This is a genomic window from Methylobacterium sp. C1, assembly GCF_001854385.1.
Taxonomy (GTDB): domain Bacteria; phylum Pseudomonadota; class Alphaproteobacteria; order Rhizobiales; family Beijerinckiaceae; genus Methylobacterium; species Methylobacterium radiotolerans.
The window spans coordinates 1,026,848-1,041,492 of sequence record NZ_CP017640.1; the positions used below are offsets into that span (position 1 = coordinate 1,026,848).

Below are 14,645 nucleotides of genomic sequence, written 5' to 3' on the forward strand. Positions count from 1 at the left end.
CGGGGCACGCGGATTCATGTGCTACGGCCCGCGCTGGTTCCTGCTGGTGGCGCCCGCCCTGGGGGCCCTGGCGGGGCTCCTCTACGGGGTGATCTTCGGGATCGCCCCGCTGACCGGGACGGCGATCCGCGGCGCGATCATCGGCACGCCGATCCTGCTCTACGAGCGCCAGCTACTGGCGCCGCGCCTGCGCGACCGCATTCGCGGCCTCGCGACGCCGCTGTTCCTGCTCGCCACGGTGGCGCTCTACATCGCGCTGATCGTGGTCGGGAACGCGGTCGCCAGCACGGTGCTGAACCAGCTATTCCGCTTCATGTACAGCGAGCGGAACGCGATGCTGATGTCGCAGTCCGGCCTGCTCTACGCGCTCGGCATCTCGGCCCTGGTGGTGTTCGTGTTCCGGGTCCGCGACCTGATCGGCCCCGGCGTCTTCGCCAACCTGCTGATCGGGCGTTACCACCGGCCGATCAGCGAGGAGCGGATCTTCCTCTTCCTCGACGTGACGGGGTCGACGCGCTTCGCCGACCGGTACGGCGACCGGGCGGCGCAGGCCTATCTCGGGCAGGTCTTCAACGCCCTGGCGCTGCCGGTGGCGCGCGCCCGCGGCTCCATCGATGACTACGTCGGCGACCTGGCGCTGGTGACCTGGACGATGGAGCGGGGCCTGCGCGACGCCGCCTGCCTGCGCTGCGTCTTCGCGTTCCAGGAGCGGCTCGCCGCCGAGGCGGAGAACTGGCGCGGCCGCTTCGGACAGGTGCCGCAGTTCCGCGCGGCGCTGCATTGCGGGCCGGTGGTCACCGCCGAGATCGGGCTGGAGCGGCACAAGATCGCGTATTTCGGCGACGTCGTGAACACGACGGCCCGGCTGGAGGCGCTGTCGAAGACCCTGGGGGTCGACGTCCTCGTCTCGGCCGACCTCCTCGCCCGGATGGGGCCGCTGCCGGACGACCTCGTGGCGGAGGATCTCGGCAGCCACGCCCTGCCGGCCGCGCCGAGCCCCTGGCGTGGCGCGGCGTCCGGCGCCGGGTCGCCGTCGCGGCGCCGTGCGGCGCTGCGGGCGCGCGCGCGACGCCCTGATCCGGCGCGCGGCGGTCGGCCGCTCAGGCGCCCAGCCTTCAGCACCGCCGCGCGGCGCGCTCGCCGTCGAGCGTCGCCCCGCCGACCGTCATGGCGCCGCCGCCGGCCAACGCCTCGCCGGCGAAGAACAGGCGCCCGCCCACCGGCGCCCGCAGGCGGTCGCGGGCCTCCGCGTGGCCGGGGGCGGCGATCGAGTAGGAGCCTCGCGCGTGCGGGTCCGTCCACCAGCCGGCGAGACGGCCCGCCTCGACGGCGCTCCGGGCGCCGCCGCCGAGCACCGCGACGAGTCGCTCGGTGGCGAGCGCCACCGCCTCCGCCTCGCCGGCCCGGCACAGGTCCCGCGCCAAGTCGCCCCCGAGATTGGCCACCGCCAGGGACCGGCCGAAGGGCTGCATCTCGAAGTACATGGTCGGTCCGCCCGTCGCGGCCGAGACCGCGTCGCCGAGGGCGGACCCGTCGAGGCGTGCCGGGTCGAGGCGCAGGCCGATCTTGGTGTAGGCGCCCATCGACAGGCCGTCGAGCGCCGTCCGGGCGGGCTCCGGCAGGGCCGGCATGAACGCCACGGCCCCGGCCTTGAGCACGCCGACCGGCACCGTGACGATCGCGGCGGCGGCCGCGATCGTGCCCCGCGCCGACTCGACCCGGACCCCGCGGCCCGACCAGTCGATCGCCCGCACGGGGCAGCCGAGGCTGACCGGGAGGTCGGCGAAGTGCCGCGCCACGAGGTCGCCGTAGCCGTCGATCCACAGGTCGGAGCCGGACCAGAGCCGGTCGTAGTCGACGGCCGAGACCCGCTCGGGATCCTCGCCGAGGGAGAGCCGGCTCAGACCGGCCGCGGCCGTGGCGGCGTCCGGACCGCCGGCCCGGGCCGCCTCCGCCAGGGACGGGTCGCCGGCCTTCGGGGCGAGCAGCGCGTCGAGGCCGGAGAAGCCGGCGCGCCGCTGCGCCGCCTCGGCGGCGGTGGCGGGACGGCCGTCGATCACGAGCTTGCGCGCCCAGCCGTCCTCGCGGGCGACGGGCGCCTGCGCCGCCCGGGCGATCGGGGCCCAGGGGTTGCGCTCGGCCCAGTGGATGTACTCGGCGCCAGCGTCGAACCGGCACGCGGCGCCGAGCGCCCGGTCGGTGAAGGCGCGGCCGCCGATCCGCTCCCGCGCCTCGACGAGGGTGAAACTCTGCCCGGCGGCCCGCAGGAGGGCGGATGCGGCGAGCCCGGCGGCTCCGGCGCCGACGACGACCACGGGTCCGCCGCTGGCCCGGCCGCGGAGGGCCGGCATCGCCAGGAGGGGAGCAGCGAGAAGCGATCGTCGAGTCGGTGTCATGAACGCGCCCGCGCGGATCCGTCCGGAGGCGTCGGCCTCCGCGCGCGGGCTGCGCGGCGCGCTACCCGCGCGCGCCCTGGCTGCCCGAGCGCTTCTCCATCATGGCCTTGACCTGCATCAGCTGGTCCCAGACCTGGCCCGGCGAGGTGCCGAAGAAGTCGAAGCCGGCGGCGATGCCCCAGTAGATGCCGAAGCAGATGAACGGCACGAGCACCCAGGCGAGCACCTCCTCGCCGCGGCGGCGCCGCTGGCGACGCCGGCGCCGCTCCTCGCGCCGGGTGAGCTTCTTGGGGGGCGCCGGCTGCGCGACGGGGGACAGAGGTCCCTCGTGCAGGTTGTCAGTCATCGGGCGCCTCCTCGCCGCGGCGCATGCGCGTCGCGGCGGTCATAGACCGGCGGCCCCCGAGTCCGGAAGGCCGCCGGCCGGCGCGCACAGCATTAGGCGCGCACGAGTGGCACCTTCGGCACGGTCCGGACGCCGCCGCCCGAGCTGCCGCCGCCACCCTTGTTGTCCTTCGGCGTCTTCTTCCGGGACGCGGTGCGGGGCTTGGCGCGCTTGTGGCGCTTGGCGGCGTTGGTCACGTCCTTCTCGGGCTTGGGCGTGACCGGGCCGGCCGGGAACTCGAAGGTCAGGCCGTCCTTCGCGCCGGTCTTGGCCTCGCCGTCCTCCGGCTTGCGGACGACCACGCGGACCGCGCCGCCGTCTTTCAGCCGGCCGAACAGGACCTCGTCGGCGAGCGGCGTCTTGATGGTCGACTGGATCAGCCGGGCCATGGGCCGGGCGCCCATCGCGTCGTCGTAGCCGTGCTCCACCAGCCAGTCCCGAGCCTCGTCGGAGAGCTCGATCGTGACGTTGCGGTCGGCGAGCTGCGCCTCGAGCTGGAGGACGAACTTGTCCACCACCTTCGCCACCACCTCCTTCGGCAGGTGGCCGAACGAGATGATCGCGTCGAGCCGGTTGCGGAATTCCGGCGCGAACAGGCGGTTGATCGCCTCGACGTCGTCGCCGGAGCGCTTCGACTGCGTGAAGCCGTAGGCGGCCTTGGCCAGATCGGACGCGCCCGCATTCGACGTCATGATGATGATGACGTTGCGGAAATCGACCTGCTTGCCGTTGTGGTCGGTCAGCTTCCCGTGGTCCATCACCTGCAGCAGGATGTTGAACAGGTCCGGATGCGCCTTCTCGATCTCGTCGAGGAGCAGCACGCAGTGCGGGTGCTGATCGATCCCGTCGGTGAGCAGGCCGCCCTGGTCGAAGCCCACGTAGCCGGGGGGCGCGCCGATCAGGCGGCTCACCGTGTGGCGCTCCATGTACTCCGACATGTCGAAGCGCAGCATCTCGACGCCGAGGGATGCGGCGAGCTGCTTGGCGGCCTCGGTCTTGCCGACGCCGGTCGGGCCCGCGAACAGGTACGAGCCGATCGGCTTGTCCGGGTCGCGCAGGCCGGCCCGGGCCAGCTTGATCGCCGAGGTCAGGGCCTCGATGGCGTTCGGCTGGCCGTAGACCACCCGCTTCAGGTTCTCGGTCAGGTGCTGGAGCACCACCGCGTCGTCCTTGGAGACGGTCTTCGGCGGGATCCGGGCCATCGTGGCGATGGTCGCCTCGATCTCCTTGATGCCGATGGTGCGCTTGCGGCGCGCCTCGGGCACCAGCATCTGCGAGGCACCGGTCTCGTCGATCACGTCGATCGCCTTGTCGGGCAGCTTGCGGTCGTTGATGTAGCGGGCCGACAGCTCCACCGCGGCCTTCACGGCCTCGGTCGTGTACTTGAGCTTGTGGAACTCCTCGAAGTACGGCCGCAGGCCCTTCACGATCTCGATCGTGTCGGGGATCGACGGCTCGTTGACGTCGATCTTCTGGAACCGGCGCACCAGGGCGCGGTCCTTCTCGAAGTACTGGCGGTACTCCTTGTAGGTGGTCGAGCCGATGCAGCGCAGCGTGCCGGAGGCCAGGGCAGGCTTCAGCAGGTTCGACGCGTCCATGGCCCCGCCCGAGGTCGCCCCGGCGCCGATCACCGTGTGGATCTCGTCGATGAACATGATGGCGTTCGGGTGCGCCTCGATCTCCTTCATCACCTGCTTGAGGCGCTCCTCGAAGTCTCCGCGATAGCGGGTGCCGGCGAGCAGCGTGCCCATGTCGAGGGAGAAGACGGTCGCGTCGGCCAGAACCTCCGGCACTTCGTGCTGGATGATCTTGCGCGCCAGACCCTCGGCGATCGCGGTCTTGCCGACGCCGGGATCGCCCACGAGCAGCGGGTTGTTCTTCTGCCGCCGGCAGAGCACCTGGATGGTGCGCTGGACCTCGCTCTCGCGGCCGATCAGCGGGTCGATCTTGCCGTCGCGCGCCTTCTTGTTGAGGTTGACGCAGTAGGCGTCGAGCGCGTCGCCCTTCTTCTTGGCGCCGCGGGGATCGCCGTCGTCGCTCGGCCGCTCGGAGGCGCCCTCCTCGTCGGCGCCGCGCACCGGCTTCGCCTCGGAGGCGCCGGGCCGCTTGGCGATGCCGTGGCTGATGTAGTTGACCGCGTCGTAGCGGGTCATGTCCTGCTCCTGCAGGAAGTAGGCGGCGTGGCTCTCGCGCTCGGCGAAGATCGCCACCAGCACGTTGGCGCCGGTCACTTCCTCGCGGCCCGAGGACTGGACGTGGATCACCGCGCGCTGGATGACGCGCTGGAATCCGGCCGTGGGCTTGGCGTCCTGACGGCCGTCGCCGGTCAGGTTGGAGAGCTCGGTGTCGACGTAGTCGACCAGGCTGCGCTTGAGCGTGTCGATCTCGACGTTGCAGGCGCGCATGACCGCGGCCGCATCTTGGTCATCCACCAGGGCGAGCAGGAGATGCTCCAGCGTCGCGTATTCGTGCCGGCGCTCGCCGGCGAGCGCCAGGGCGCGGTGGAGGGCTTGTTCTAGGCTGCGTGAGAAGCTTGGCAAAGCTGGCCTCTGTCCTTCGTGCCTACCGCGAGCGGCGCCTATTTCTTTTCCATAACGCACTGGAGAGGATGTTGGTGTTTGCGCGCGAAGTCCATGACCTGCGTCACCTTGGTCTCCGCCACCTCGTAGGTGAAGACCCCGCACTCGCCGACCCCGTTCTGATGCACGTGCATCATGATGTGGTAGGCGTCCTCGTGGCTCTTGTTGAAGAACCGCTCGACCACCAGGACCACGAACTCCATCGGCGTATAGTCGTCGTTCAGAAGGAGTACCCGGTACAGGCTGGGCCGCTTTGTCCGCGGCTTGGTCCGCGTGATGATCGCGGTGTTGGACCGGTCGTCGCCCCCGGGGGCGCGCGAACCGGATGCCGTGACCGCGATGCGCGCCGGCCGGTGGTCCCTCGTCGAAGTCGCGGTGCCCTGCATGGGGACCTGTGTCATGTGCGTCGAACCGATCCCTCGCTCGGAGCGGGCGCCGCCGGCCCTGACGGCCGATCCTGATCCTGGCCTGCCGGGAGCAGCGCTCAGCTCCGCGCCGATCAATCTACAGACGGTGAGCCGACTTCGCCAGACGCCTGTGCGCACTTGTCCGCCCCGCACGGCGCGTCTTCGGCGCATCACCGCCGACCCGCTAGCGTGTCGGGCCGGGACGGGCCGCGGGCGCCGGCGACCCCGCTCTCGGCCGCAGGAGTTCGCCGCTCAGGCCCAGCAGCGCGTCGCCGGCGGCGGCGGAGCGGGCCGCGGCGCGCTCTCCGGCCCGGTGCAGGTACGCGGTCTGCACCGCCAGGATCTCGGTCGGGCTGCGGGCCGCCGCCAGCGCCCCCCAGGTGGCGCCGAGGTCGTCGAGAGCCGTCTTGAACGAGTCGAGATACTCGATGCCGAGGGACTGGGCCGCCCGGCTCGCGATCCCGAACCGCCGCAGCGGCGTGCCGAACCCGAGGACGGCCGGGCCCAGAGGAAGGGCAGGGGGTCTCTGCATCGCCGATCTCCGGACCGCAGCCGAGCCGGCTGGCCATGGGCGACCGGCCGTTTCGGACCGCCGCGAGAGTGTGCGGCACGACAGCCAGCGTCAAGCTCGGGCCGGTAAGCCCCCTGCCAGGAGCCGGCTGGCGATGGCCGCGCGGCGACAGCGGGTCGGGGACGACCGGTAAGCGATGGCAGGGACGACACGATCCGGCATTCGCCGCGACCGCATTAACGGGCCTGTAACTGCACTTGCCTAACTCTCCACTGATGCAGCGGGGCCACGCGATCGGCGGGAGGCTCCGCAGGGGATACGACCGGCCGGACCGGTCTCGCGAGGCAATCAGGCGTGATGCGTAGCGTAGTAGGCCGCTCTCGATCGATTCCAGCGCTCCCGGCCGCGATCCTGGCGGCCGCGGTCCTGACGGCACTGGCCTCGCCGGCGGAGGCCCGGCGCGGCCGGCACCACCACCACGCCCGCGCGGCCGGCGGCTACAACCCGCCCTACGCCGCCATGGTCGTGGACGTGAAGAGCGGCAAGACGCTGCACGCGGTCAACGAGGACGCGCTGCGGCACCCGGCCTCCATCACCAAGGTGATGACGCTCTACCTGCTGTTCGAGCAGATGGAGCGGGGCAAGTTCGCCCTCGATTCCGATCTGACCATCTCGGCCCACGCCGCCGCCCAGGCACCGTCGAAGCTCGGCCTGCGCCCCGGCCAGACCATCTCGGTCGAGGACGCCATCAAGGCGATCGTGACGAAGTCGGCGAACGACGTGGCCTGCGCGATCGGCGAGAACATCGCCGGCTCCGAGGAGCGCTTCGCCCAGATGATGACCGCGAAGGCCCACGCCCTCGGCATGAGCCGGACCCACTACGCCAACGCCTCGGGCCTGCCCGATCCGGAGCAGCTCACCACCGCCCGCGACCTGACCGTGCTGGCCCGGGCGATCCAGGACCGCTTCCCCCACTATTACCGCTACTTCCAGACCCGGTCCTTCGCGTTCCGCGGGCGCGTGATCGGCAACCACAACCACCTGCTGGGCAATGTCCAGGGCGTCGACGGGATCAAGACCGGATACACCCGCGATTCCGGCTTCAACCTGATGACCGCGGCGAAGTCCGAGGGCCGCCAGATCGTGGCGATCGTGCTGGGCGGCAAGTCCGGAGCGGGCCGCGACCGGATCATGGCCGACCTCGTCCGATCCAGCCTGCCGCGCGCCTATGCCGGTGCCCGGATCTCGGCGCCGGTCACCGAGGTCGCGGAGCGCGCCCGCCCGGCGGTCGTCGCCGACGCGGTCTCGCGGACCCGCACGCAGGTCGCCTCCGCGGACGACGAGGACGTCGAGACCACCGGCACCACCGGCGAGCCCCTCGACCTGTCTCCCTCCAAGACGACGACGCCGGGCGGCACCTGGAAGCCGGGCCCGCAGGCGATCCCGAAGGCGGCCCAGGCCTATGCCGGCGGCGGCAACGCCCAGCCGCCCTTCCCGGGCGCGTCCAAGTCCACGGCCCGGGTGGCCTCCCTCGAGCGCGACGAGCCGCCGAAGGCGGTCTCCGGCGCCCGCGTCGTGCCGACCGCCTGGGTGATCCAGCTCGGCGCCATGGACGACGAGGGCAAGGCCCGCTCGATGCTCTCGGAGGCGCGCGCCAAGGTCGGCGGCAGCCTGTCGAAGGCGGCGCCGTACACGGTCAAGGTCGAGCACGGCGGCACCACGCTGTTCCGCGCCCGCTTCTCGGGCTTCGCCGAGCAGGATTCCGCCCAGGAGGCCTGCTCGGCCCTGAAGCGCAGCGGCTTCAGCTGCTTCGCCACCCGGAGCTGAGGCCCGCGAGACCCGACGGCGCGCCCGCGCGCCGGATACGGAACGGCCGCGACCGAGTTCGCCCGCGGCCGACGATCGGTATCTCTCTGACAACGCGCGTGGAGTTCAGCGATGTCGGTTCAGAAGCCTGTCCCGGGCCGCGTTGACGCGCGCCGCTCCCTCGGCGCTGCCGCCCTGGTCGGGGTGGGCGCGCTTCATGAGAGACCTGTGGGCCGACCGGATCTGCTCAGCGGTCGCCCCGCGCTGAAGCCCCAGGATCTCGTACGCCTCCTCCTGCGTCATCGTCCCTGGGTGCGGCGGACGGCGCGGCCGCGGGTCGCGATCGCCCTCAGCGTCTACACGCCATCCGGGCGCCCGGCGGTCGAGATACGGCTCTAGCAGGGCGGCGCCCGCGGCGTCGCGGATCCGGCAGAGCCGCAGCAGCTCGACCACGGCCCCGGTGGGCATGCTGTCGAGCCACGCGCCGGCGCCCGGCCCCGCGATGACGCGGCCGGTGCGCAGGCTGCCGTCCGGGCGCAGGAGGGCGTCGATCAGGACCGTGCGGAAGCGGCGGTCCTGCGGGTCGCGGGGGCGGTCGCCGGATCGCGGCTGGATCAGGCGGCGGAGCCGCGCGGTCATAGCCGCCTGACCCTCGATCATCCAGACGCCGCTGAGCCCGAGCAGCGCCGCGAGGACGATGTTCCCGCGCAGGAGCAGGAACCCCGCGGCGAGCAGCGCGAAGGCGCCGAAGGTCGGCAGACGCGCCCGCCCGCGGGCGGCGTCGAGGCCCGCCCGGAGACCGCGGCGCAGCCGACGGCCGAGGCCGCCCGAGTTCTTCGAGAGCCACCACAGGGTCAGGCAGGCGAGCAGGCCGGCGAACAGCGCCATCGCTCAGCGCCGCACGCCGTAGATGGCCGACGCGCTCCCGCCGATCCGGATACTCGTGCCGTCGCCGAGATCGAAGTGGCCCGGCCGGGGCGGCCTCGGCGGGCGGGTCGCGGTGTCGCAGCCGGGCTGCGGCGGCAGGCGCACGCCCTCGGGGAGGTTCTCCGGGCAGAGGCGCGCGCGGGTGGGGGCGTCGCCGGCCTGCGCGGCGCCGGCGACGAGGAGCAGGGGCAGGAGCAGGCGGCGGTTCGGGGGCGTCATCGCCGGTTCTCCGCGACCTCGGCGGTGGTGACCCGGACCTGCCGGATCCGGCCGTCGCGCTCGACCTTGAGGGTCACGCCGGCGCCGAGGCCGGCCTCCTCGATGGCCGCCGTCAGGTCGGCGAGGCGGTGGACGGGGCGGTCATTGGCCTCGACGATCACGTCGCCGATGTCGCCGGTCTGCGGATCGACGCCGCGCAGGCCGGCCTGCGCGGCCGGGGAGCCGGGCAGCACCCGCACGATCACCACGCCGTCGATGCCGAGCCGCGCGGTGGCCGCCTCCTGGGCGGCGATGATGCCGATGCCGGGATTGCGCACCCGTCCGGCCTTGATCAGCTCCGGCACGATCCGGTTCACCACGTCGACGGGGATCGCGAACCCGATCCCGGCGCTGGCGCCGGACGGCGACACGATGGCGGTGTTGACCCCGATCAGCCGGCCCGCGGAATCGAGGAGCGGGCCGCCGGAATTGCCGGGGTTGATCGCCGCGTCCGTCTGGATCACGCCGGACAATTCGCGGCCCTCGCTCGTCGGCATCCGCCGCCGCACGGCGCTGATGACGCCGGTCGTCAGCGTGTGGTCGAGGCCGAACGGGTTGCCGATGGCGAAGGCCGACTGCCCGACCTTGAGATCCGCCGAGGTGCCGATCGCCAGCGGCGGCGGCATGTTCCGCACCCGCCCGAGCTGCAGGACCGCGAGGTCGTAGGACGGCGCCATCCCGACGAGGGTGGCGGGCACGACCTCGCCGTCGCTCATCCGGACCGAGACCGAGCCGCCGCTCCGCGCGGCGTTCTGCACGACATGGGTGTTGGTGACGATGTGGCCGGCGCCGTCCCAGACGAAGCCGGTGCCGGTCTGGGTCCCGCCCTGCTCGCCGCCCTGGTCGTCGAGGTCGAGGAGGTCGCGGTTCTGAGCGGCGCTCTGCGCGAAAACGTGAACGACGGACGGGCTCGCGCGCTCGAACAGCGCCACCGTCGAGGCCTCGGCCGGCGCCAGATCGCCGCGGGCCGTCACGGCCCGGGGGGTGTCGGCCGCGTAGAGCAGCGGCTGCAGGTAGGGCTGGGCGACGTAGAGCGCCAGCAGGACCACGACCGCGGCGAACAGGATGCGCACGGTACGATCCGGCACGGGTGTCTCCGATGCATGGGCGCGCGGGAACGCGCGCGGGCGGGCCCGCGACGGGCGGAGCCTTAAGTGCGCGTTCAGGATCGGGGCGTCAACACAGAGGGGCACCGCCGCCGACAGGCCCCTGACGTGTTCTGGCGCACGTCGGCGACCGGCGCAGACTGGCTAACGGAATGGTCATCATTCAGGAGCCACAATTCTCGCAAGTCCAGGGCAGCTCAGTTGCGCTCAATACGGACATGGAACACCGAGCCGCGCCCGGACTCCTGCCTCGGCACCGGATGCTGGTTTCGAAAACCGCCCGAATTGATCGCAAAGCTGCCGCAGAGATGCTTGCATTGACGCTCAGACCATCGATCGCCGCAGCCCCTCGGCAGAGCCCGGCGGCGGCGGTCTGAACGGTCCAAAACGGTTCGGAAGGACGAGTACAGATGGAAACCGAAGCTCTGGAACGGCCCGCGGATCTGACGATCTGGCGCACGGCCCCGGCGAGCGCCCCGCTCGCGCAGCCCGAGCGCTACCAAACCCTGCGGGAGGCGATCGCCGCCGCGGCCGGCGCCCTGGCCGACCCGGCCAAGCAGCCCTGGATCATCACCGAAGAGGGCGAGATCCTCTCGCCGAACTGGATCCGCACCTACCTGAACTGACGATCCGTCACCCGAAGAACGGGGATACCGGGGACGGCGGCGCGAAGCCCCGCCCCGGTACCCCGCGGGTTCACTCGGCGGCGTCCGACCGGCGGAAGCCCTCGATCCCGATCTGGTCGGGATTGATCGCGTGCAGCGCCCGCCGGGCCGCCTCGAGGGGGTGCTCGGCCTCGATCCGCACCGAGGTGAGATCCGGGCTCTTGTAGACCGTCACGATCGTGTCCATCACCTCGGTCAGCGTGGTGCGCTTGTCCTCGGGGGCGGCGATGAGGAGCTGCAGCCCCCAGGCGCGGTAGAGATCGACCAGCGCCTGGCTGTTGCGCACGTCGAGCTTCGAGAACGCCTCGTCGAGCAGGCACAGGCCGAGCCCCGGATTCTCGTCGCCCGGCCGGTCGCCCGGATAGTAGGCGCTGGCCAGCGACGCGGCGATCGCCACGTAGAACGGCGCCTGCGCCTCGCCGCCGGAGCCGCGCAGCGCCCGGGCCGACATGGTGGTGCGGTTGCCCGCCCGGTCGCGCATGCCGATCTCGTAGACGAAGTAGTTGCGGTAATCGGCGAGCCGCGCCGCGTCCTCCTCGCCGGCGATCAGCGCGGTGATCTCCTCGAGCGCGGCCGCCATCGGCCCCTCGGCCTCGCCGGCGAGCAGCGCCTGCGCGGCCTCGGGCGAGCGGGCGGTCTCGGTGGCCAGCGCGTGGACGGCGGCGTAGCGGCGGTCGACCGCCGCCTCGAACGCGTAGGTCTGGCCGGTGAAGCTGCGCGCCGAGAGCCGCTCGTTCAGGGCCGCGAGGCGGGCGTGGACCCGCTCGAACCGGTCGGCGAGGCGTGTCAGCAGGTCCTCGGTCATCAGGCGGCGCATCTCGGCCTCGGCCCGCTCGGCCTGCGCCCGGTAGCGGCGCAGCTCGTGCCCCTCGACCGCCTCGTATTCCCGCCGCACCCAGGCGAAGCCGTCGATCGCCGGGGCGTCCCCGGAGGCGAGCGGGTTCTCCACCCGCCAGGCGGCGCAGGCCTCCGCCAGCTCGCGCTCGGCGATCCGGCCGTGCGAGCGAGCGGCCTCGGCGGAATCGCGGGCGAGGCCGCGCTCGGCACTCACCCGGGCCCCGGCCGCCTTGGCGTCGAGTCCGGCAAGCGACCGCCGCGCCTCGGCGACCGCACCGAGGTCGAACGGCTCGGCGCGGGCGAGGCGCACCCGCGCCGCGTCGCCCCCGCTCAGCTGGCGCAGGGCCGCGCGGCGGGCCGACAGGGCGGCGCGGACGGCCTCGCGCACAGGTCCCATCCGGGCGCGCAGGGCCGCCTCGTCGGCGAGCAGACGATCGAGCTTCGGCTCCAGCTCCTCCGACAGTTCCCGCAGGTAGCCGACCCGCTCGGCGGTCAGCGCGGCGATCTCGGCGGTGAGCCCCGCCGTGTCGCGCTTCTCGATGCCCTCCCGCTCGGTCTGGAGCGTGCGCCGCCGTCCCTCGAGCCCGTCGAGCTCGGCCCGCAAGGCCTCCACGTCGTCGAGACCCCGGGCGACGCGGGCCCGGATCGCGGCGGCCGTCCGGGCGGCCTCGCGCAGGACCGCGGCCTCGCCGCGCAGGCGCCGCGCCTCCGCGACGGCGATCTCGTGGGCGCGGCGGCTGTCGGCGGTCGGCCCGCGATGACCGCGAGTCATCAGCAGGTCGACGTTGCGGGTCACCGTGTAGGCCATGCCGGCCGTGGTCCGACCGCTCGGCGCCACGGCGCGGGACAGGCGCGCCAGTTCGGCATCGTCCCGGGCGAGGTCGTAGCCGCCGAGCCGCACGCCGAGGAAGGCCTCCGCATGGGGGTCGCTAGTCTCGATCACGGTGAGCGGCCCGTCGTCGTAGCGGCGGGACCGCTGCTTGGCGGTGTCGGTGGTCTTCACCAGGATGCAACGGCTGAAGCGGTCGCGGCCCGATTGCAGCACGCCGAGCGCCTCGCTCAGCCGGTCGGGGGCGACCACCAGCGCCTCGCGGGCGCGCCCGAGCAGGCCTTCGAGGGCCGGGCCCCAGGTCGGATCGACGATCTCGGCCAGCTCGCAGATCGGCAGCGCGTCGATGCCGCGCCGCTCCAGCTCGCCGCGAAACGCCACCGTATCGGAGGACAGGCGCGCCGCCGGGCCGCCGCCGGTGCGCGGGGCCGTGCGCTCGGCCTCGCTCTCCTGGGCCCGGGCCTTGAGCGCCGCGTCCTCGGCGGCCCGCTCCAAAGCCTCGTCGAAATCGGGCAGGCGCGCCAGCCCGTCTGCCAGCTCGGCCAGCGGGCCCTCGGGGCGCAGGATCTCCTCGGGCGAGGATTCCCGGCGCAGGCCCGCCCGGGCGCAGGCCTCGGCGAGGCGGGCCGCCTGCGGGCAGCTCTGGCGCAGGAGCGGGGCGACGGGCTGGAGCTTGGCCATCTGCCCGACGAGCCCCACGAGGTCGCCGATCCGGCCGATCAGCTCCTTCCGGTCCCGCTCCAGCATGGACAGGCCCAGCGTCGAGGCCGCGAGCCGGCCCTCGGCGGCGCTCGCGGCGGCCAGCGCCTTCTTCTCGGCGATCTCGCCGTCGATCTCGCGGACGTAGCCTCGGCTCGCGGTGACGCGTTCGCGCGCGATGCGCAGGGTGTCGGCGCCCTCGCGGAGGCGGCTCCGGACGGCGATGAGGTCGAGGCTGCGGCGGCGCAGCTCGGCGCTCGCCGCCCGCAGCTCGTGGGTCGCGGCGGCCAGGACCGCCTCGCCCCAGGCCTCGTAGCGGTCGCGCAGGCGCCGCAGGCGCCCGAGCCGGCTCTCCAGTTCGGCGATGGTCTCCAGGAGGCGCCGCCAGTTGGCGATCGAGTGGCGCACGCGCTCGACGTCGAGGGGCTCCGGGTCGAGCACGAAGGCGCGCACGAACGCGCTGGTGTCGAAGATCGGCTTGAACGCCACCGCGTTGGCGAAGCTGCGCAGGAAGTGGCGCGGCTCCGGCGCCGGCGCCCCCTCGCGCAGGGTCGCGAGCACGTCGGCCGTGAAGCGCTCGCCGGAGGTGCGGTACTCGGTGAAGCTCGACGCGCGGGCGCGCAGGTCGGCGGCGATCTCGCTCCAGGGCGCCGTGTAGGTGCCGCCGGGAGCGGTGCGCGCGTAGTCGGCGACCTCGAACCGGTGCCCGACCGCGATGAAGCGCGACAGCACGGTCTCCTTCGGCTCCACGGCCCGGGCCGCCAGGGCGAGGCCGACCGAGACCACGCGGCCGGAATCGGGGTTCTCGAAGACCAGGACCAGCACGGTCTCGCAGGATTCCCGCGTCGGGCGGCCGCCCTCCGCCGGGTCGCTGATCCAGCCGAGGCAGTAGTCGCGCACCGTGCGGGCGCTGCGGCCGGAGGCCGAGGCGTTGAGGGCGAGGCGGCTGGCGTTGTTGCCGGCCAGCACGGTGCCGACCGCGTCGAAGATCGTCGACTTCCCGGCCCCGGTCGGCCCGACCAGCGCCGCGGCGCCGCGCAGGCGGATCTGCTCGCGGCGGATCAGGTACCAGTTCGAGATGGCGATGTCGGTGAGGACGTACACGGTGTCGGTGGGTCGGACCGGTGATGAGGGATGTGCGGCCCAGTTGGCCGGACTCGGCCGCGTATGCAAGCCGACACGCGCGAACCCATGATGCCTGATCCTACCTCAGGTTATGACACTGTTAGCACAAGCCGTT

11 protein-coding genes and 1 pseudogene are annotated in these 14,645 nt (G+C 73.0%); 3 read left to right on the forward strand and 9 right to left on the reverse strand.

Annotation, left to right across the window (positions count from 1 at the left end):
- The first annotated feature begins 16 nt into the window (after window positions 1-16).
- Window positions 17-1,077: pseudogene (locus tag BKE41_RS30010) on the forward strand (adenylate/guanylate cyclase domain-containing protein).
- A 38-nt stretch (window positions 1,078-1,115) separates the two neighbouring features.
- Here BKE41_RS30010 and BKE41_RS04845 read toward each other — a convergent pair.
- From BKE41_RS04845 to BKE41_RS04865, 5 genes are all read right to left on the reverse strand, one after another.
- Entirely contained in the window at window positions 1,116-2,396 is a 1,281-nt protein-coding gene (locus BKE41_RS04845; protein ID WP_070998627.1) for an FAD-dependent oxidoreductase, read from the reverse strand.
- Between the two features lie 61 nt (window positions 2,397-2,457).
- Window positions 2,458-2,742, reverse strand: coding sequence for a hypothetical protein (locus BKE41_RS04850; RefSeq protein ID WP_012317790.1), 285 nt, complete (start codon window positions 2,740-2,742; stop codon window positions 2,458-2,460).
- A 92-nt stretch (window positions 2,743-2,834) separates the two neighbouring features.
- Entirely contained in the window at window positions 2,835-5,321 is a 2,487-nt protein-coding gene (gene clpA, locus BKE41_RS04855; protein WP_012317791.1) for an ATP-dependent Clp protease ATP-binding subunit ClpA, read from the reverse strand.
- Between the two features lie 38 nt (window positions 5,322-5,359).
- Window positions 5,360-5,761 (reverse strand): ATP-dependent Clp protease adapter ClpS, encoded by a 402-nt coding sequence (gene clpS, locus BKE41_RS04860; RefSeq protein ID WP_024830961.1) that lies wholly within the window; start codon window positions 5,759-5,761, stop codon window positions 5,360-5,362.
- A gap of 190 nt (window positions 5,762-5,951) precedes the next feature.
- Window positions 5,952-6,299 carry a phasin family protein gene (locus BKE41_RS04865; RefSeq protein WP_024830960.1) on the reverse strand — a complete coding sequence of 116 codons (348 nt, stop codon included), beginning with the start codon at window positions 6,297-6,299 and terminating at the stop codon, window positions 5,952-5,954.
- Between the two features lie 336 nt (window positions 6,300-6,635).
- On the opposite strand from BKE41_RS04865, the gene BKE41_RS04870 reads away from it, so the two are divergent.
- Window positions 6,636-8,105, forward strand: coding sequence for a D-alanyl-D-alanine carboxypeptidase (locus BKE41_RS04870; protein ID WP_029361563.1), 1,470 nt, complete (start codon window positions 6,636-6,638; stop codon window positions 8,103-8,105).
- 105 nt (window positions 8,106-8,210) lie between these two features.
- On the opposite strand, the gene BKE41_RS04875 is transcribed toward BKE41_RS04870, so the two are convergent.
- The 3 genes from BKE41_RS04875 to BKE41_RS04885 are packed head-to-tail and all read right to left on the reverse strand — an operon-like array spanning window position 8,211 to window position 10,357.
- Window positions 8,211-8,972, reverse strand: a complete 762-nt coding sequence (locus tag BKE41_RS04875) for a DnaJ domain-containing protein (RefSeq protein ID WP_063110128.1) — start codon at window positions 8,970-8,972, stop codon at window positions 8,211-8,213.
- 3 nt (window positions 8,973-8,975) lie between these two features.
- Window positions 8,976-9,230, reverse strand: a complete 255-nt coding sequence (locus BKE41_RS04880; RefSeq protein ID WP_070998629.1) for a hypothetical protein — start codon at window positions 9,228-9,230, stop codon at window positions 8,976-8,978.
- Window positions 9,227-10,357 (reverse strand): trypsin-like peptidase domain-containing protein, encoded by a 1,131-nt coding sequence (locus tag BKE41_RS04885; protein ID WP_012317797.1) that lies wholly within the window; start codon window positions 10,355-10,357, stop codon window positions 9,227-9,229. Before BKE41_RS04885 ends, BKE41_RS04880 begins: the two co-directional genes overlap by 4 nt.
- A gap of 428 nt (window positions 10,358-10,785) precedes the next feature.
- Between BKE41_RS04885 and BKE41_RS04890 the strand changes: the two genes are divergently transcribed.
- Window positions 10,786-11,001, forward strand: coding sequence for a hypothetical protein (locus tag BKE41_RS04890; RefSeq protein WP_012317798.1), 216 nt, complete (start codon window positions 10,786-10,788; stop codon window positions 10,999-11,001).
- Window positions 11,002-11,071: 70 nt separating this feature from the next.
- Here the strand turns inward: BKE41_RS04890 and BKE41_RS04895 are convergent, their stop codons facing one another.
- The gene (locus BKE41_RS04895) at window positions 11,072-14,509 is read right to left on the reverse strand and encodes an SbcC/MukB-like Walker B domain-containing protein (RefSeq protein WP_058607707.1); all 3,438 of its coding nucleotides are present in this window, start codon (window positions 14,507-14,509) and stop codon (window positions 11,072-11,074) included.
- Window positions 14,510-14,645: the final 136 nt, after the last annotated feature.